Source organism: Escherichia marmotae, from assembly GCF_002900365.1.
Taxonomy (GTDB): domain Bacteria; phylum Pseudomonadota; class Gammaproteobacteria; order Enterobacterales; family Enterobacteriaceae; genus Escherichia; species Escherichia marmotae.
Genome location: NZ_CP025979.1, coordinates 2,034,555 through 2,052,771, shown reverse-complemented (window position 1 = coordinate 2,052,771; position 18,217 = coordinate 2,034,555). Strand labels below are relative to the sequence as shown.

General features: G+C 52.2%; 13 protein-coding genes. 10 read left to right on the top strand and 3 right to left on the bottom strand.

The features are described 5' to 3' along the window. Window positions 1–8: 8 nt before the first annotated feature. Both sbcC and sbcD read right to left on the bottom strand, forming a co-directional pair. Entirely contained in the window at window positions 9–3,152 is a 3,144-nt protein-coding gene (gene sbcC / locus C1192_RS10685; RefSeq protein ID WP_038354481.1) for an exonuclease subunit SbcC, read from the bottom strand. Further along, window positions 3,149–4,351 (bottom strand): exonuclease subunit SbcD, encoded by a 1,203-nt coding sequence (sbcD, locus tag C1192_RS10680; RefSeq protein ID WP_038354480.1) that lies wholly within the window; start codon window positions 4,349–4,351, stop codon window positions 3,149–3,151. The genes sbcC and sbcD overlap by 4 nt, the downstream gene beginning before the upstream one ends. 189 nt (window positions 4,352–4,540) lie before the next feature. On the opposite strand from sbcD, the gene phoB reads away from it, so the two are divergent. The 5 genes from phoB to malZ all read left to right on the top strand — a co-directional run bounded on the left by phoB (window position 4,541) and on the right by malZ (window position 11,730). Continuing rightward, window positions 4,541–5,230 (top strand): phosphate response regulator transcription factor PhoB, encoded by a 690-nt coding sequence (phoB, locus tag C1192_RS10675; RefSeq protein WP_000113928.1) that lies wholly within the window; start codon window positions 4,541–4,543, stop codon window positions 5,228–5,230. Between the two features lie 57 nt (window positions 5,231–5,287). After that, window positions 5,288–6,583: a phosphate regulon sensor histidine kinase PhoR gene (gene phoR / locus C1192_RS10670; RefSeq protein ID WP_000893630.1), complete on the top strand. Its 1,296-nt coding sequence runs from the start codon at window positions 5,288–5,290 to the stop codon at window positions 6,581–6,583. Window positions 6,584–6,989: 406 nt separating this feature from the next. After that, a complete protein-coding gene (brnQ, locus tag C1192_RS10665) occupies window positions 6,990–8,309 on the top strand; it encodes a branched-chain amino acid transporter carrier protein BrnQ (protein ID WP_038354479.1) in 1,320 nt (439 codons plus the stop codon). 75 nt (window positions 8,310–8,384) lie between these two features. Continuing rightward, a complete protein-coding gene (proY, locus tag C1192_RS10660; RefSeq protein WP_001515878.1) occupies window positions 8,385–9,758 on the top strand; it encodes a proline-specific permease ProY in 1,374 nt (457 codons plus the stop codon). Between the two features lie 154 nt (window positions 9,759–9,912). Then, complete coding sequence (gene malZ, locus C1192_RS10655) at window positions 9,913–11,730, top strand: maltodextrin glucosidase (protein ID WP_052462989.1); 1,818 nt, start codon at window positions 9,913–9,915, stop codon at window positions 11,728–11,730. Window positions 11,731–11,734: 4 nt separating this feature from the next. On the opposite strand, the gene acpH is transcribed toward malZ, so the two are convergent. After that, a complete protein-coding gene (acpH, locus tag C1192_RS10650; protein WP_001009874.1) occupies window positions 11,735–12,316 on the bottom strand; it encodes an ACP phosphodiesterase in 582 nt (193 codons plus the stop codon). Window positions 12,317–12,611: 295 nt separating this feature from the next. Here acpH and queA point away from each other — a divergent pair, with 295 nt between their 5' ends. The 5 genes from queA to secF are packed head-to-tail and all read left to right on the top strand — an operon-like array spanning window position 12,612 to window position 18,076. Beyond that, window positions 12,612–13,682, top strand: coding sequence for a tRNA preQ1(34) S-adenosylmethionine ribosyltransferase-isomerase QueA (queA, locus tag C1192_RS10645; RefSeq protein WP_001266487.1), 1,071 nt, complete (start codon window positions 12,612–12,614; stop codon window positions 13,680–13,682). A gap of 54 nt (window positions 13,683–13,736) precedes the next feature. Further along, window positions 13,737–14,864 (top strand): tRNA guanosine(34) transglycosylase Tgt, encoded by a 1,128-nt coding sequence (tgt, locus tag C1192_RS10640; protein WP_000667317.1) that lies wholly within the window; start codon window positions 13,737–13,739, stop codon window positions 14,862–14,864. Between the two features lie 22 nt (window positions 14,865–14,886). Next, window positions 14,887–15,219: a preprotein translocase subunit YajC gene (gene yajC / locus C1192_RS10635; RefSeq protein WP_000007629.1), complete on the top strand. Its 333-nt coding sequence runs from the start codon at window positions 14,887–14,889 to the stop codon at window positions 15,217–15,219. Between the two features lie 27 nt (window positions 15,220–15,246). Then, complete coding sequence (gene secD / locus C1192_RS10630; RefSeq protein ID WP_032141503.1) at window positions 15,247–17,094, top strand: protein translocase subunit SecD; 1,848 nt, start codon at window positions 15,247–15,249, stop codon at window positions 17,092–17,094. Window positions 17,095–17,104: 10 nt separating this feature from the next. After that, window positions 17,105–18,076 (top strand): protein translocase subunit SecF, encoded by a 972-nt coding sequence (secF, locus tag C1192_RS10625; protein ID WP_038354477.1) that lies wholly within the window; start codon window positions 17,105–17,107, stop codon window positions 18,074–18,076. The last annotated feature ends 141 nt before the right edge of the window (window positions 18,077–18,217 follow it).

Below are 18,217 nucleotides of genomic sequence, written 5' to 3'. Positions count from 1 at the left end.
CTGAATAGTTATTTCACTGCAAACGCGCTGTCCAGTTTGCTGTAGCCCAGACCGTTGATCTTCTTCACTTTGATTTGCACAGGAATACGCTCTTTCATCGCTTCAACGTGGCTAATTACGCCGATAGTTTTACCGCTGGCGTTCAGGGCATCCAGTGCATCAAGGGCGGTATCCAGCGTTTCGCTATCCAGCGTGCCGAAACCTTCATCAAGGAAAAGTGAGTCAATACGCGTTTTATGGCTGACCAGATCCGAAAGCGCCAGCGCCAGCGCCAGACTGACGAGGAAACTTTCGCCGCCGGAAAGGGTGCGGGTATCGCGCACCGCGTCGGCCTGCCAGGTATCGACAACCTCGACTTCCAGCGCCTCGCTGGCTTTGCGCTTTAACAGATAGCGCCCGTGCAGACGGGTCAGTTGCTGATTAGCGAGATGGACCAGATTATCCAGCGTCAGCCCCTGGGCGAATTTACGGAATTTGTCACCCTCTTTGGAGCCAATCAGCGAATTAAGATAACCCCAGTCCTCAACCTGCTGTGTCGTTTGAGTAATTTGCTGCATTAAGGTTTGTTGTTGCTGATGGTTGTCTGCATCCTGTTTCAGTTGCTGGCGAATCTCGCCCTGATGGGTGGTATTTTCACGCAGTTTTTGGTTAGTTTGTGCTAACTCTTGCTGAATCTGTTCCGCTGTCAAAGTGAGATCCAACCCGTCAGGCTGGTGTTGCTGATGCTGTGCCAGAGCTTCTGCCGCCTGAGTTGCCAGCGTTTGTGCCTGACGGCGCTGGTTTTCCAGATTCTGCTTGAGCTGTTCCAGTTGCGCTAGTGTTTGTTCATCCATCAGTGCCGCAAGAAACGCTTGCTGATCGGCAAAAATGCTGGCCTGTAGGGCAGCGTCAAACTGTGCCTGGACATTTTGCAGACTTTGCGCCGCCAGAACTTCCTGTTGCTGCAACGTCTGTTGCTGGCTTTGTAACGCGAGGCATTGCTCGTGAATTTGCCGCCAGTTTTCCAGCGTCACCGTTTCTTCGCTGTGCGGAAGTTCATCACTTTGCGGCAGCGTTTCCAGAATCGGCGTCAGTTGCTGGATGCGGTTTTGCAGCCCGCTTAATTCGTTCTGGCGCTGTTGCCAGATCTGCGCTTCTTGCTGACGTGCCGATAACCAGCTCTCTTCTTCATCTTCCTTCGGCAATGCCAGCGCGTAATCCGCTAATGCCGTAGAGAGTTGCTGATGGCGTTGCTCAATTTGCTGTTGATACTGGATAATTTGCTGATTATGCGCGGCAATTTGCGCCTGCAATTCTTGACGCTGATTGAGTAATTGCAGTTGCTTTTCATGCTCTTCCTGGGCGGTAAGCCACGGTTGAATATCGTCCTGCGGCTGCAAGGTGATATTGAGGCTGGCAGTGAGTGTCTGCCATTCCTGAGTAAGTGCTTGCTCATCTTGCCGGAGGCTTTGTGCTTCGTTTTCATCCCGCTGAAGCTGCCAGGTTAATGCGTCCAGTTGTCCACGTAATGCCGCGCCTTCTTCACCGAGCTTTTTCACTTCGTTTTCCAGCGTCAGTAATCGGGCCTGATTAACGCCAGGTTCCAGTGCCTGATACGCCTCTACCGCCGGGTGGCTGGTGGAACCACAAAGTGGACAAGGTTGACCTGCTTGTAACTGTGCGCGCTGTGCTTCCAGCGTTTTGATGCGCTCTTCCTGCTCGCAAATGGTTTTGACGTCGGCAAGCTGTTGCGTTTTTTCCTTATAACGCTGGCGCATTTCGGTCAGTGCGGCGTTACGTTGCGTCTGTTCCTGCGTGACGCTCTGGATAGTGGCTTGTAACTGCGCCAGCCGTTTTTGCTGGGGAGCAATTTGCCCATGCAGTGCAATCAGGCGCTGACGTAGCGGGCGTTGTTCAGCATGTTGCGCTTGTGCGACAGCAACTTCATCGCCGGTTAAAGCTAAAGAGATAGCCGGAAGGGCATTAAGTTTTTGCCGGGCATGGGTTAATTGCTGTTGCCACTGTCGCAGATGCCCGCGTTCACTGGCCTGTTGGGAGAACTGCGCACGCCAACCCGCCAGCTCGTTGTTCCATAGACGGAAGCGGTCGTGTTCCTGTAACCACGCATTCAGGGTTTGTTGATGGTGCTGTAATTCAGCCGACTGCTTCGCCGCCTGGTGACGAATGCTCGCGCGAAACACCATTGTGCTCTGTAAGCGAGTATTTACTTCTTCAATCTGTTGGCGAGTATGCGCCAGCGCCGTAGAGTGTTCTGCAATACGTTCCCAGTGCGGACGGAGATTTCGTGCGGGTTGTGCCAGACTAAGCGCCGCCAGTTGAGGTTGCGCTTTTTCTTCTTCGGTCAACGCCAGTTGCAGAGCCTGCTGACGACGGCTGGCCTCCTGCTGTAATTCATCCAGACGTGTTAACCAGTTAAGCGATTGTTGCTCTTGCTGCTGTGCGGCGAGTAACTGCTTTTCTTCGTCAGTGAGTACCTGCAAACTTTCTGTTAATGATTGCACCTGCTCAGGTGCTAATAACGCAACGCCGCTGGCCTGCGCTTGCAGTTTCTCCAGCGCAGTGCGGGCCGATTTGTGCTGTTCAAAGACCATCGCGGAGATTTGCCCGTAAATTTCGGTGCCGGTTAACTCCTCCAGCAATTCTGCGCGTTCTTTCGGTTTAGCATTGAGGAAGGCAGCAAATTGCCCCTGCGAAAGCAGCATCGAACGGGTGAAACGTCCGTAATCCAGCCCGGTTAACGTCGCCGTCATTTCCAGCTTATCTTTCACTTTATCAGCGAGGATTTTACCGTCTGTGCAGCGCGCCAGCTCTACGCGTGGCACCTGCAAATTACCGTCCGGCTGGTTACGCGCCCGGTTCTGGCTCCAGAATGCGCGGTAGGCCTCGCCTTTCACTTCAAACTCCACTTCCGCCAGACATTCGGCAGTATCGCGGGTCATCAGGTCATTTTGCGATTGCGAAACGTTGGAGAGGCGCGGCGTTTCGTGATACAGCGCCAGACAAATGGCATCGAGCAGCGTGGTTTTACCCGCGCCGGTTGGGCCGGTAATGGCAAACAGACCGTTGCTGGCGAACGGTTCGCGGGTGAAATCAATCTTCCATTCGCCTTTTAATGAGTTCAGGTTTTTCAGGCGCAGGCTGAGAATTTTCATGCTTCGTGTTCTCCGGCGAGGGTCTGCAACGTCATGGCGAAAAGATGTTGCAGGCGTTGATGCTGCGATTCATCCAGTTCTTCCAGTGCCAGACGACGATTAAAAACGTCTTCGACGCTAAGTTCGCTGAGTGTTTCACGCTGTTGGCTGGCTAACACACGCTCGCGCTGCTCCCGACTGCGACGCACCAGTAATACTTCGACAGGCAGTGATTCGGTTAATGCCTGGATTTTGCGCTGAATATCATGCAGATACTCATCGGTAGTGATTTCAATATCCAGCCAGACAGGCGGCTCCTGTGGCACATTACGCCATTGTTCAAGTTGCGCGGTAATCGATGCCAAATCGCCTTTCAGCACTGCCATCGGTTGCGTTACCGGTACGCTCAGGTTTTCCACGCTCTCTAATTTGCCATTTGAAAATGTCACCAGATGGACATATTTACTCTTGCCGCATTCATCAAAACTCAGTGGGATGGGAGAGCCGCAATAGCGGACATGTTCCATGCCGCCAATGATCTGCGCGCGGTGAATATGCCCGAGCGCGATGTAGTCGGCCGGCGGAAAGTTTTGTGCCGGAAACGCGTCCAGCGTGCCAATATAAATGTCACGCACGGCGTCACTTTTACTCGCGCCAACGGTCGTTAAATGCCCCGTTGCGATGATGGGCAGAGGTTGATCGCTGCGCAATTTGCAGGCATCTGCATAATGTTGTTGGTAATAATCGGTGATTGCTGCCAGCAAATGCTGCTGTTTTTCAATACCGTTAAGTCCCGCCTGGCTGGTAATAATGTCACGCGGGCGTAAAAAAGGGATAGGGCACAGTACCGCGCCAGGCGTTCCGTCGCGACGAGGCAATATTTGCGGCGCATGTCCGGCGCTGGCGACCACGGTGGTATTGAGAAACGCCATGATATCGCGCGATTCATTCAGCGTGGCTACTGAGTCATGGTTTCCTGCCAGTACCACCAGATGACAGCCTGTTTGCTGTAAATTGACAACAAAACGGTTATATAACGTGCGGGCGTAGCTGGGCGGTGAGCCGGTATCGAAAACATCACCGGCAACAATAATTGCATCCACCTGATGGGTTTGCGCTGTCTCCAGCAGCCAGTCAAGAAAGGCCTGGTGTTCAGCTTCGCGGCTTTTACTGTAGAAGTTCTGGCCGAGATGCCAGTCTGAGGTGTGAAGGATGCGCATAACAATTCCCTGGCGAAAAAGCATAGGCGCGATTATACCCAATCAGGTGTCTTATTTGCTTTTTTCTGCGCCACGGAAATCAATAACCTGAAGGGGAGTGCGACGTTCTTTTCATAAATCTGTCATAAATCTGACGCATAATGACGTCGCATTGATGATCGCAATCTATTTATTACAACAGGGCAAATCATGGCGAGACGTATTCTGGTCGTAGAGGATGAAGCTCCAATTCGCGAAATGGTCTGCTTCGTGCTCGAGCAAAATGGCTTTCAGCCGGTCGAAGCGGAAGATTATGACAGTGCTGTGAACCAACTGAATGAACCCTGGCCGGATTTAATTCTCCTCGACTGGATGTTACCCGGCGGCTCCGGTATCCAGTTCATCAAACATCTGAAGCGTGAGTCGATGACCCGGGATATACCGGTGGTGATGTTGACCGCCAGAGGGGAGGAAGAAGATCGTGTGCGCGGTCTTGAAACCGGCGCGGATGATTATATCACCAAGCCGTTTTCACCGAAGGAACTGGTGGCACGTATTAAAGCGGTGATGCGCCGTATTTCACCGATGGCGGTGGAAGAGGTGATCGAGATGCTGGGGCTAAGTCTGGACCCGACGTCTCATCGGGTGATGGCGGGCGAAGAACCGCTGGAGATGGGACCGACTGAATTTAAGCTGCTGCACTTTTTTATGACTCACCCCGAGCGTGTGTACAGTCGCGAACAGCTATTAAACCACGTCTGGGGAACCAATGTTTATGTAGAAGACCGTACGGTTGATGTCCACATTCGTCGCCTGCGTAAAGCACTGGAACCTGGCGGGCATGACCGCATGGTACAGACCGTGCGCGGTACAGGATATCGTTTTTCAACCCGCTTTTAACGCCTTGCTCGTCGGACGCAGAGCAAGGCTTGTTTGTTCATAACTGGAGTATCTTACGTGCTGGAACGGCTGTCGTGGAAAAGGCTGGTGCTGGAGCTGCTACTTTGCTGCCTCCCGGCCTTCATCCTGGGTGCTTTTTTGGGTTATCTGCCCTGGTTTTTATTGGCATCGGTAACGGGACTGCTTATCTGGCATTTCTGGAATTTATTACGCCTCTCATGGTGGCTGTGGGTGGATCGCAGTATGACGCCGCCACCCGGGCGTGGAAGCTGGGAACCGCTGCTGTATGGCTTACACCAGATGCAGTTGCGTAATAAAAAACGCCGCCGCGAACTGGGCAATCTCATCAAACGCTTTCGTAGCGGCGCGGAGTCGCTGCCCGATGCGGTGGTGCTGACCACGGAAGAGGGCGGGATCTTCTGGTGTAACGGGCTGGCGCAACAAACTCTTGGCCTGCGCTGGCCGGAAGATAACGGGCAGAACATCCTTAACCTGCTGCGTTATCCGGAATTTACGCAATATCTGAAAACGCGTGATTTTTCTCGCCCGCTCAATCTGGTGCTCAACACCGGGCGGCATCTGGAAATTCGCGTCATGCCTTATACGCATAAACAACTGTTAATGGTGGCGCGTGATGTCACGCAAATGCATCAACTGGAAGGGGCTCGGCGCAACTTTTTTGCCAACGTGAGCCATGAGTTACGCACGCCATTGACTGTGTTGCAGGGTTACCTGGAAATGATGCATGAGCAGCCGCTGGAAGGTGCGGTACGTGAAAAAGCGTTGCACACAATGCGCGAGCAAACCCAGAGAATGGAAGGACTGGTGAAGCAGTTGCTGACGCTGTCGAAAATTGAAGCTGCGCCAACACAGTTACTCAATGAAAAGGTTGATGTACCTATGATGCTGCGTGTCGTTGAGCGTGAAGCCCAGACTCTGAGTCAGCACAAACAGACATTTACCTTTGAAATAGATAATGACCTAAAAGTGTCTGGCAATGAAGATCAGCTACGCAGTGCGATTTCGAATCTGGTCTATAACGCGGTGAATCATACGCCAGAAGGTACACATATCACGGTGCGCTGGCAGCGAGTGCCGCACGGTGCCGAGTTTAGTGTTGAAGATAATGGGCCGGGTATCGCACCGGAGCATATTCCACGGCTGACCGAGCGTTTTTATCGTGTTGATAAAGCGCGTTCCCGACAAACCGGTGGTAGCGGACTGGGGTTAGCAATTGTTAAACATGCGGTGAATCACCACGAAAGCCGCCTGAATATTGACAGTACGGTGGGCAAAGGTACGCGTTTCAGTTTTGTTCTGCCGGAACGTTTAATTGCCAAAAACAACGATTAATCTGCCTTTGTCATTTTTTGTTGCCATAAGCCAGCCGACGCTGGCTTTTTTTCTTTGCAGCCAAAAAATAAGCGCTAAATCTTACAAGGGTTGGTGATTTTTTGTTCGCATGATTAGCCATGACTTTTTCGCTGAAATAGCGTTTTATACTGGTTAGTGATTTCTTATCGTTATATCCCTCTGGTTTTTAGATCCCATCTTGCTTTAAAACGTTATAAGCGTTTAAATTGCGCTTCAGGTGCTGTCATACTGACTGCATTCAAGCGGTAAATCGAAAAACTATTCTTCGCCGCGTCAGGTTGGGAGTATTTCCCGCTGAAATTGTTTAAAAATACCGCTGTATCATCCCCAGGGATTGGCACAAAAATTTAACGTTACAACACCACATCCACAGGCAGTATGATTTATGACCCATCAATTAAGATCGCGCGATATTATCGCTCTGGGCTTTATGACATTTGCGTTGTTCGTCGGCGCAGGTAACATTATTTTCCCTCCTATGGTCGGCTTACAGGCGGGCGAACACGTCTGGACTGCTGCGTTTGGCTTTCTCATTACCGCCGTTGGTCTGCCGGTATTAACGGTAGTGGCGCTGGCGAAAGTTGGCGGCGGCGTTGATAGCCTGAGCACCCCCATCGGTAAAGTTGCTGGCGTGTTACTGGCAACCGTCTGCTATCTGGCGGTGGGGCCGCTGTTCGCTACGCCACGTACGGCAACCGTCTCCTTTGAAGTCGGTATTGCGCCGCTGACGGGTGATTCTGCACTGCCGCTGTTTATCTACAGCCTGGTCTATTTCGCTATCGTCATTCTGGTTTCGCTCTATCCGGGCAAACTGCTGGATACCGTCGGTAACTTCCTTGCGCCGCTGAAAATTATCGCGCTGGTCATTCTGTCCGTTGCTGCAATTGTCTGGCCTGCGGGTTCTATTAGCACCGCGACTGAGGCTTATCAAAACGCTGCGTTTTCTAACGGCTTTGTTAATGGCTATCTGACGATGGATACGCTGGGTGCGATGGTGTTTGGTATCGTTATTGTTAACGCGGCGCGTTCTCGCGGCGTTGCTGAAGCGCGTCTGCTAACCCGTTACACCGTCTGGGCTGGCCTGATGGCGGGCGTTGGTTTAACTCTGCTTTATCTGGCGTTGTTCCGTCTGGGGTCAGACAGCGCGTCGTTGGTTGACCAATCCGCAAACGGTGCGGCTATTCTGCATGCTTACGTTCAGCACACCTTTGGCGGCGGCGGGAGCTTCCTGCTGGCAGCGTTAATCTTCATCGCCTGCCTGGTCACGGCTGTTGGCCTGACCTGTGCCTGTGCGGAGTTCTTCGCCCAGTATGTACCGCTCTCTTATCGTACCCTGGTATTTATCCTCGGCGGCTTCTCGATGGTGGTGTCTAACCTCGGTTTGAGCCAGTTGATTCAGATCTCTGTGCCGGTGCTGACTGCCATTTATCCGCCATGTATCGCACTGGTTGTATTAAGTTTTACACGCTCATGGTGGCATAATTCGTCCCGTGTGATTGCTCCGCCGATGTTTATCAGTCTGCTTTTTGGTATTCTCGACGGGATCAAAGCATCTGCATTCAGCGATATCTTACCGTCCTGGGTGCAGCGTTTACCGCTGGCCGAACAAGGTCTGGCGTGGTTAATGCCAACAGTGGTGATGGTGGTTCTGGCCATTATCTGGGATCGCGCGGCAGGTCGTCAGGTGGCCTCCAGCGCTCACTAAATCACTGAAAATTTGTTTTAACCACGGGGCTGCGATGCCCCGTGGTTTTTTATTGTGTTGATGGGTTAGGAATTGATGGAAAGTAAGAACAAGCTAAAGCGTGGGCTAAGTACCCGACACATACGCTTTATGGCACTGGGTTCAGCAATTGGCACCGGGTTGTTTTACGGTTCGGCAGACGCCATCAAAATGGCCGGTCCGAGCGTGTTGTTGGCCTATATTATCGGTGGTGCCGCGGCGTATATCATTATGCGTGCGCTGGGGGAAATGTCGGTACATAACCCTGCTGCCAGCTCTTTCTCGCGTTATGCGCAGGAAAACCTTGGCCCACTGGCAGGTTACATTACCGGCTGGACCTACTGCTTTGAAATCCTTATTGTCGCCATCGCTGATGTGACCGCTTTCGGTATCTATATGGGCGTCTGGTTTCCGACGGTGCCGCACTGGATTTGGGTGCTGAGCGTAGTGCTGATTATCTGTGCCATCAACCTGATGAGCGTGAAAGTGTTTGGCGAGCTGGAGTTCTGGTTCTCGTTCTTTAAAGTCGCCACCATTATCATTATGATCGTTGCTGGTTTCGGCATTATCATCTGGGGGATTGGCAACGGCGGGCAACCGACAGGTATCCATAACCTGTGGAGCAACGGCGGCTTCTTCAGTAACGGCTGGCTAGGCATGGTGATGTCGTTGCAAATGGTGATGTTTGCCTACGGTGGGATCGAAATTATCGGGATCACCGCCGGTGAAGCAAAAGATCCTGAGAAATCTATTCCGCGTGCGATCAACTCAGTGCCGATGCGTATTCTGGTGTTCTATGTCGGTACGCTGTTCGTCATTATGTCTATCTATCCGTGGAATCAGGTCGGCACTGCCGGTAGCCCGTTTGTGCTGACGTTCCAGCATATGGGCATTACTTTTGCCGCCAGCATTCTTAACTTCGTTGTGCTGACTGCCTCGCTGTCGGCAATTAACAGCGACGTGTTTGGCGTAGGCCGTATGCTGCACGGCATGGCAGAGCAGGGTAGTGCGCCGAAAATCTTCAGCAAAACGTCGCGTCGTGGTATTCCGTGGGTCACAGTGCTGGTAATGACCACCGCGCTGCTGTTTGCGGTGTATCTGAACTACATCATGCCGGAAAACGTCTTCCTGGTGATCGCTTCGCTGGCGACCTTCGCTACCGTGTGGGTGTGGATTATGATCCTACTGTCGCAGATAGCCTTCCGTCGCCGTCTACCGCCAGAAGAAGTTAAGGCGCTGAAATTTAAAGTCCCAGGTGGGGTGGCAACGACTATCGCGGGGCTGATTTTCCTGATCTTTATCATCGGACTGATTGGTTATCACCCTGAAACGCGCATCTCTCTGTACGTTGGTTTCGCGTGGATTGTTGTGCTGTTGATTGGCTGGATGTTTAAACGCCGCCACGACCGCCAGTTGGCTGAAAACCACTAATTCCCGCTTTTGTCAGCCGGATCAGGACACATCCTGATCCGGCTATTCCGAAAGTTATCCGCCCCCGTCCTCCTCCCCCCAAATATCCTTCAGATGATGATTGATCCTGAATCAGGCTGTGGCAAGGTGATCATATTTTAATCACAGGGGATTTATGATGTTGAATGCATGGCACCTGCCGGTGTCCCCGTTTGTTAAGCAAAGTAAAGATCAACTGCTTATTACACTGTGGTTGACAGGCGAAGAGCCGCCACAGCGCATTATGCTGCGCATGGAAAACGATAACGAAGAAACATCAGTGCCGATGCATAAACAGCGCAGTCAGCCGCATCCAGGCGTAACAGCATGGCGGGCTGCGCTCTCTCTCTCCACCGGGCAGCCACGGCGGCGCTACAGTTTCAAATTGCTGTGGCACGATCGCCAGCGATGGTTTACGCCGCAAGGTTTTAGCCAAATACCGCCAGCACGGTTGGAGCAGTTTGCCGTCGATGTGCCGGATATCGGGCCACAATGGGCAGCGGATCAAATCTTTTATCAGATCTTCCCGGATCGTTTTGCCCGAAGTCAGTCACGTGAAGCAACGCAGGATCATGTCTATTATCATCACGCAGCCGGACGGGAGATCATACTGCGTGGCTGGGACGAACCCGTCACGGCACAAGCGGGCGGATCAACGTTCTATGGCGGTGATCTGGACGGGATAAGCGAAAAACTGCCGTACCTGAAAAAACTCGGCGTGACAGCGCTGTATCTCAATCCGGTATTCAAAGCTCCCAGCGTGCATAAGTACGATACCGAAGATTATCGCCACGTCGATCCGCAGTTTGGCGGCGACGGGGCGTTGCTGCGTTTGAGGCACAATACGCAGCAACAGGGAATGCGGCTGGTACTGGACGGTGTGTTTAACCACAGTGGTGACTCTCATGCCTGGTTTGACCGGCACAATCGTGGAACGGGCGGCGCTTGTCACAACCCCGAATCGCCCTGGCGTGACTGGTATTCATTTAGTGATGATGGCACGGCGCTCGACTGGCTGGGCTATGCCAGTTTGCCGAAACTGGACTATCAGTCGGAAAGTCTGGTGAATGAAATTTATCGTGGTGAAGACAGCATTGTCCGTCACTGGCTGAAAGCGCCGTGGAATATGGACGGCTGGCGGTTGGATGTGATGCATATGCTGGGAGAAGCGGGTGGTGCGCGCAATAATTTGCTGCATGTCGCCGGGATCACCAGGGCTGCGAAAGAAACCCAGCCGGAAGCGTACATTGTGGGTGAATATTTTGGTGATGCGCGGCAGTGGTTGCAGGCAGATGTGGAAGATGCCGCTATGAACTACCGTGGCTTTACATTCCCGTTGTGGGGATTTCTGGCCAACACCGATATCTCTTACGATCCCCAGCAGATTGACGCCCAAACCTGTATGACCTGGATGGATAATTATCGCGCCGGGCTTTCTCATCAACAGCAATTGCGTATGTTTAATCAGCTCGACAGCCACGATACTGCGCGATTTAAAACGCTGCTTGGACGAGACGTCGAGCGTCTGCCGTTGGCCGTTGTCTGGTTGTTTACCTGGCCAGGCGTGCCTTGTATTTATTACGGTGATGAAGTGGGGTTGGATGGTAACAATGATCCGTTTTGCCGTAAGCCATTTCCGTGGCAGGTGGAAAAACAAGATGCGGAGCTATTCTCGTTGTACCAGCGAATGATTGTGCTGCGTAAGAAGAGCCTGGCACTGCGTCGCGGTGGCTGTCAGGTGCTGTACGCGGAAGATAATGTGGTGGTGTTTGTGCGCTTGCTAAATCAGCAGCGTGTGCTGGTGGCGATTAACCGTGGCGAAGCGTGTGAAGTGGTGCTGCCCGCGTCACCGTTGCTCAATGTTACAGCGTGGCAACGCAAAGAAGGGCACGGGCAACTGGCGGACGGGATTCTGACATTGCCAGCGATATCGGCCACAGTGTGGATGAATTAACGCCTTACAACGCTTTGCGTGAAGCCTGCGCCATCATCCGCGGATAAAACTGCCAGAAGCGGCTTTCGAGCGCGTCGTAATGGGTGTCTAAATCGTACCAGGAGTCACGCAGGGCATCCAGGCGTGGGCGACGGCTTGCCATGCCGTTTAACACACTCTGGATGAAATCCATATCGCGATAACGCACCAGCCACTGCTCTGACCATAAGTAATTGTTCAAATTGATAAAGCGTGGTGGTGAATCCGGCAGAATAGTGATTACTTGCTCGCGGGCATAACAGACAAATTCCTCTAACGGAAAATCGGGCGATAGCTGCGACCAGTGGCGGGAAAGAAAGTGATCCCACATGACATCCAGCGTGATAGGCGCAACCCGGCGGGTTTCACGACGAAACCACTCACGCGCTTCGCGGACTTCCGGCAGATTGTCGGTCAAAACGTCGATACGCCGATGCATATGAATGCCAGCCACGACGTCGGGTGGAAAACTTTCTTCAGGGTTTCCACGAACAAAATCAGCCAGTAAGTTGCCAGAAAGCGAGCTTTCAGCGAGATGGGCTAAATGCAGGTGAGCTAAAAAATTCATATACACTTCATCCTTCAAACTGCCTCTTCGTTGGCTGCTAGTTACTCGGCTCATCCATGAGCCTCGCCCTTACGGGCCACCGTTACACGGTGTTCAAATCTGTTTCGGACAGATTTGTCACTCACCCCAGTCACTTACTTAATGTAAGCTCCTGGGGACTCATTCAGTTGCCATCTCGATGCATCTTGAATGATTTTGTGTATAGATTATGTCATCCATCAAGGAGGGTAAAGGTTGCAGGGAGGACGCCCCGGCACTAGACTACCCGCCTCTTATTTTAGTCTGAGTCAGTGTCATGCGCGTTACCGATTTCTCTTTTGAATTGCCCGAATCCCTGATTGCCCACTATCCCATGCCTGAACGCAGTAGCTGTCGTTTACTGTCGCTGGACGGGCCGACGGGCGCGCTGACGCACGGTACTTTCACCGATTTACTCGATAAGCTCAACCCTGGCGATCTTCTGGTTTTTAATAATACCCGGGTGATCCCGGCGCGCCTGTTTGGTCGTAAAGCCAGCGGCGGCAAGATTGAAGTGCTGGTTGAGCGGATGCTCGATGACAAACGTATTCTCGCGCATATTCGTGCCTCAAAAGCACCAAAGCCGGGCGCTGAACTGCTGCTGGGTGATGACGAAAGCATTAAAGCAACGATGACTGCCCGCCACGGCGCGCTGTTTGAAGTCGAATTTAATGATCAACGTTCGGTGCTGGATATTCTCAACAGCATCGGTCATATGCCGCTGCCGCCGTACATCGACCGTCCGGATGAAGATGCAGACCGTGAACTTTATCAGACGGTATATAGCGAAAAACCGGGCGCAGTTGCGGCCCCGACCGCCGGACTGCATTTCGACGAACCGCTGTTGGAAAAATTACGCGCTAAAGGCGTTGAGATGGCGTTCGTGACTCTGCACGTTGGCGCGGGCACCTTCCAGCCGGTACGCGTCGACACGATTGAAGATCACATCATGCACTCGGAGTACGCCGAAGTGCCGCAGGATGTGGTAGACGCGGTGCTGGCAGCGAAAGCGCGCGGAAATCGGGTAATTGCGGTTGGCACCACCTCTGTGCGCTCGCTGGAAAGCGCGGCCCAGGCGGCGAAAAACGCTCTCATCGAACCGTTCTTTGACGATACCCAAATCTTTATCTATCCGGGCTTTCAGTACAAAGTGGTCGATGCGCTGGTGACTAACTTCCATTTGCCGGAGTCGACGCTGATTATGCTGGTTTCGGCATTTGCCGGTTATCAACACACCATGAACGCCTATAAAGCGGCGGTTGAAGAGAAATATCGCTTTTTTAGTTACGGTGATGCGATGTTTATCACGTACAATCCGCAGGCAATTAATGAGCGCGTCGGGGAGTAATTCCGCGGCGCTGGTTTAAACGTTGGACTGTTTTTCTGACGTAGTGGAGAAAAAATGAAATTTGAACTGGACACCACCGACGGTCGCGCACGCCGTGGCCGCCTGGTCTTTGATCGCGGCGTAGTGGAAACGCCTTGTTTTATGCCCGTGGGCACTTACGGCACCGTAAAAGGGATGACGCCGGAAGAAGTTGAAGCCACTGGCGCACAAATTATCCTCGGCAATACTTTCCACCTGTGGCTGCGCCCGGGCCAGGAAATCATGAAACTGCATGGCGATCTGCACGATTTTATGCAGTGGAAAGGCCCAATCCTCACCGATTCCGGTGGTTTCCAGGTCTTCAGCCTTGGCGATATCCGTAAAATCACCGAACAGGGCGTGCACTTCCGTAACCCTATCAACGGCGACCCGATTTTCCTCGATCCTGAAAAATCGATGGAGATTCAGTACGATCTTGGTTCAGATATTGTCATGATTTTTGACGAGTGTACGCCGTATCCCGCTGACTGGGATTACGCAAAACGTTCCATGGAGATGTCTCTGCGTTGGGCGAAGCGTAGCCGTGAGCGTTTTGACAGTCTCGGAAACAAAAATGCGCTGTTTGGCATCATTCAGGGCAGCGTTTACGAAGATTTACGTGATATCTCTGTTAAAGGTCTGGTAGATATCGGTTTTGATGGCTACGCTGTCGGCGGTCTGGCTGTGGGTGAGCCGAAAGCAGATATGCACCGTATTCTGGAGCATGTGTGCCCGCAAATTCCAGCAGACAAACCGCGTTACCTGATGGGCGTTGGTAAACCGGAAGACCTGGTTGAAGGCGTGCGCCGCGGTATCGATATGTTTGACTGCGTAATGCCAACACGTAATGCGCGTAACGGTCATCTGTTCGTGACCGATGGCGTGGTGAAAATTCGCAACGCGAAGTATAAGAGCGACACCGGGCCGCTCGATCCTGAGTGTGATTGCTACACCTGTCGCAATTATTCACGTGCCTACTTGCATCATCTCGACCGTTGCAACGAAATATTAGGCGCGCGACTCAACACCATTCATAACCTTCGTTACTACCAGCGTTTGATGGCGGGTTTACGCAAGGCTATTGAAGAGGGTAAATTAGAGAGCTTCGTAGCTGATTTTTACCAGCGTCAGGGGCGAGAAGTACCACCTTTGAACGTTGATTAATATTAATAATGAGGGAAATTTAATGAGCTTTTTTATTTCTGATGCGGTAGCGGCAACGGGTGCTCCGGCACAAGGTAGCCCGATGTCTTTGATTTTGATGCTGGTGGTATTCGGTCTGATTTTCTATTTCATGATCCTGCGCCCACAGCAGAAGCGCACCAAAGAACACAAAAAGCTGATGGACTCCATCGCCAAAGGTGATGAAGTGCTGACGAACGGTGGCCTGGTAGGTCGCGTAACCAAAGTAGCGGAAAACGGCTACATTGCTATCGCACTGAATGACACCACTGAAGTAGTTATTAAACGTGACTTCGTAGCCGCCGTTCTGCCGAAAGGCACCATGAAGGCGCTGTAATTAAAATTTTTCCCTAAGGGAATTGCCGTGTTAAACCGTTATCCTTTGTGGAAGTACGTCATGCTGATCGTGGTGATTGTCATCGGTCTGCTCTACGCGCTTCCCAACCTGTTTGGTGAGGATCCGGCTGTTCAGATCACTGGCGCGCGCGGAGTCGCCGCCAGTGAGCAAACGCTGATCCAGGTCCAGAAAACGTTACAAGAAGAAAAAATAACTGCTAAGTCTGTGGCACTGGAAGAGGGCGCTATTCTTGCGCGCTTCGACTCCACTGACACCCAACTGCGCGCTCGCGAAGCATTAATGGGCGTTATGGGTGACAAATACGTCGTGGCGCTTAACCTTGCCCCGGCAACGCCGCGCTGGCTGGCAGCTATTCACGCTGAGCCGATGAAGCTCGGTCTTGACCTGCGTGGTGGCGTTCACTTCCTGATGGAAGTGGATATGGACACTGCGCTGGGCAAACTCCAGGAACAAAATATCGACAGCCTGCGCAGCGACTTGCGCGAAAAAGGCATCCCGTATACCACTGTTCGTAAAGAAAATAATTACGGTCTGAGCATCACCTTCCGTGACTCTAATGCGCGTGATGAAGCCATTGCGTATCTGAGCAAACGCCATCCCGATCTGGTCATTAGCAGCCAGGGTAGCAACCAACTGCGTGCGGTGATGAGCGATGCGCGTCTCAGTGAAGCGCGTGAATATGCGGTGCAGCAGAATATCAACATCCTGCGTAACCGTGTAAACCAGCTTGGTGTTGCTGAGCCTGTGGTACAACGCCAGGGTGCAGATCGTATCGTTGTTGAATTGCCTGGTATTCAGGACACTGCGCGTGCGAAAGAGATTCTGGGGGCGACTGCAACGCTGGAATTCCGTCTGGTAAACACCAACGTTGACCAGGCTGCTGCCGCATCTGGCCGCGTACCGGGTGACTCTGAAGTGAAACAGACCCGCGAAGGTCAGCCGGTTGTGCTGTACAAACGCGTGATCCTGACCGGTGACCATATCACCGACTCCACTTCCAGCCAGGACGAATACAACCAGCCGCAGGTTAACATCTCGCTCGACAGCGCTGGTGGCAACATCATGTCTAACTTCACCAAGGACAACATCGGTAAACCGATGGCAACCCTGTTCGTGGAGTACAAAGACAGCGGTAAGAAAGATGCTAACGGTCGTGCGGTTCTGGTGAAACAGGAAGAGGTGATTAACATCGCGAATATCCAGTCTCGTCTGGGTAACAGCTTCCGTATCACCGGTATCAACAACCCGAACGAAGCGCGTCAGTTGTCGCTGCTGCTGCGTGCCGGTGCGTTGATTGCGCCGATTCAGATTGTTGAAGAACGTACCATTGGCCCGACTCTGGGTATGCAGAACATTGAGCAGGGGCTGGAAGCGTGTCTCGCCGGTCTGCTGGTTTCTATTCTGTTCATGATCCTCTTCTATAAGAAGTTTGGTCTGATTGCGACCAGTGCACTGATTGCCAACCTGATCTTGATCGTCGGCATTATGTCGCTGTTGCCAGGTGCAACGCTGAGTATGCCGGGTATTGCGGGTATCGTCTTAACCCTTGCGGTGGCGGTCGATGCGAACGTACTGATCAACGAACGTATTAAAGAAGAGTTGAGCAACGGACGTACCGTTCAGCAGGCGATTGACGAAGGTTATCGTGGCGCGTTCAGTTCTATCTTCGATGCGAACATCACCACGCTGATTAAAGTCATCATCCTGTATGCGGTTGGTACTGGGGCAATTAAAGGGTTCGCGATTACTACCGGTATCGGTGTGGCGACGTCGATGTTTACCGCGATTGTCGGTACGCGTGCCATCGTAAACCTGCTATATGGCGGCAAGCGCGTCAAGAAGCTGTCAATCTGAGGAGTGCGATGTGGCACAGGAATATACTGTTGAACAACTAAACCACGGTCGTAAAGTCTATGACTTTATGCGCTGGGACTACTGGGCCTTCGGCATCTCTGGTCTGCTGTTAATTGCTGCTATCGTCATTATGGGCGTGCGTGGCTTTAACTGGGGGCTGGATTTTACCGGTGGTACGGTTATCGAAATTACGCTCGAAAAACCGGCTGAAATTGACGTAATGCGTGATGCATTGCAGAAAGCGGGCTTTGAAGAGCCGATGCTGCAAAACTTCGGTAGCAGCCACGACATCATGGTCCGTATGCCGCCTGCTGAAGGCGAAATAGGCGGTCAGGTGCTGGGTAGTCAGGTTCTGAAAGTTATTAACAAATCTACCAACCAGAACGCGGCGGTGAAGCGTATTGAGTTCGTCGGCCCGAGCGTGGGGGCAGACCTTGCGCAAACCGGTGCGATGGCGTTGATGGCGGCGCTGCTGTCTATCCTTGTCTACGTGGGTTTCCGCTTTGAGTGGCGACTGGCGGCAGGGGTGGTTATCGCGCTGGCACACGACGTTATCATTACGCTGGGTATTTTGTCGTTATTCCATATCGAGATTGACCTGACCATTGTGGCATCGTTGATGTCGGTCATCGGTTACTCACTTAACGACAGTATCGTGGTATCGGACCGTATTCGTGAAAACTTCCGCAAAATCCGTCGCGGTACGCCTTACGAAATCTTTAACGTGTCCTTGACCCAGACGCTGCACCGTACTTTGATCACATCCGGTACTACTTTGATGGTTATCCTGATGCTGTATCTCTTCGGTGGCCCGGTGCTGGAAGGCTTCTCGCTGACCATGCTAATTGGTGTTTCCATCGGTTCGGCATCTTCTATCTACGTAGCATCGGCACTGGCTCTGAAACTGGGCATGAAGCGTGAGCACATGCTGCAGCAGAAAGTGGAAAAAGAAGGGGCGGATCAACCGTCAATTCTGCCGTAAGGGTGTTTTAAAGCCGTTCAGTAAAAAAAAAACCGTGGCGTTTTTGCGCTGCGGTTTTTTTTGGTTATTGCATATTGAACTGGATACAGCTTTGGTTGTAGAGATAGTTCTGACATATACTTTGTATTAATAGTTAATACG

What these genes read in the sequence shown, in the direction of transcription:
- sbcC (WP_038354481.1), bottom strand. Translation starts at nt 3,152, where the DNA reads ATGAAAATTCTCAGCCTGCGCCTGAAAAACCTGAACTCATTAAAAGGC.
- sbcD (WP_038354480.1), bottom strand. Translation starts at nt 4,351, where the DNA reads ATGCGCATCCTTCACACCTCAGACTGGCATCTCGGCCAGAACTTCTAC.
- phoB (WP_000113928.1), top strand. Translation starts at nt 4,541, where the DNA reads ATGGCGAGACGTATTCTGGTCGTAGAGGATGAAGCTCCAATTCGCGAA.
- brnQ (WP_038354479.1), top strand. Translation starts at nt 6,990, where the DNA reads ATGACCCATCAATTAAGATCGCGCGATATTATCGCTCTGGGCTTTATG.
- proY (WP_001515878.1), top strand. Translation starts at nt 8,385, where the DNA reads ATGGAAAGTAAGAACAAGCTAAAGCGTGGGCTAAGTACCCGACACATA.
- malZ (WP_052462989.1), top strand. Translation starts at nt 9,913, where the DNA reads ATGATGTTGAATGCATGGCACCTGCCGGTGTCCCCGTTTGTTAAGCAA.
- acpH (WP_001009874.1), bottom strand. Translation starts at nt 12,316, where the DNA reads ATGAATTTTTTAGCTCACCTGCATTTAGCCCATCTCGCTGAAAGCTCG.
- queA (WP_001266487.1), top strand. Translation starts at nt 12,612, where the DNA reads ATGCGCGTTACCGATTTCTCTTTTGAATTGCCCGAATCCCTGATTGCC.
- tgt (WP_000667317.1), top strand. Translation starts at nt 13,737, where the DNA reads ATGAAATTTGAACTGGACACCACCGACGGTCGCGCACGCCGTGGCCGC.
- yajC (WP_000007629.1), top strand. Translation starts at nt 14,887, where the DNA reads ATGAGCTTTTTTATTTCTGATGCGGTAGCGGCAACGGGTGCTCCGGCA.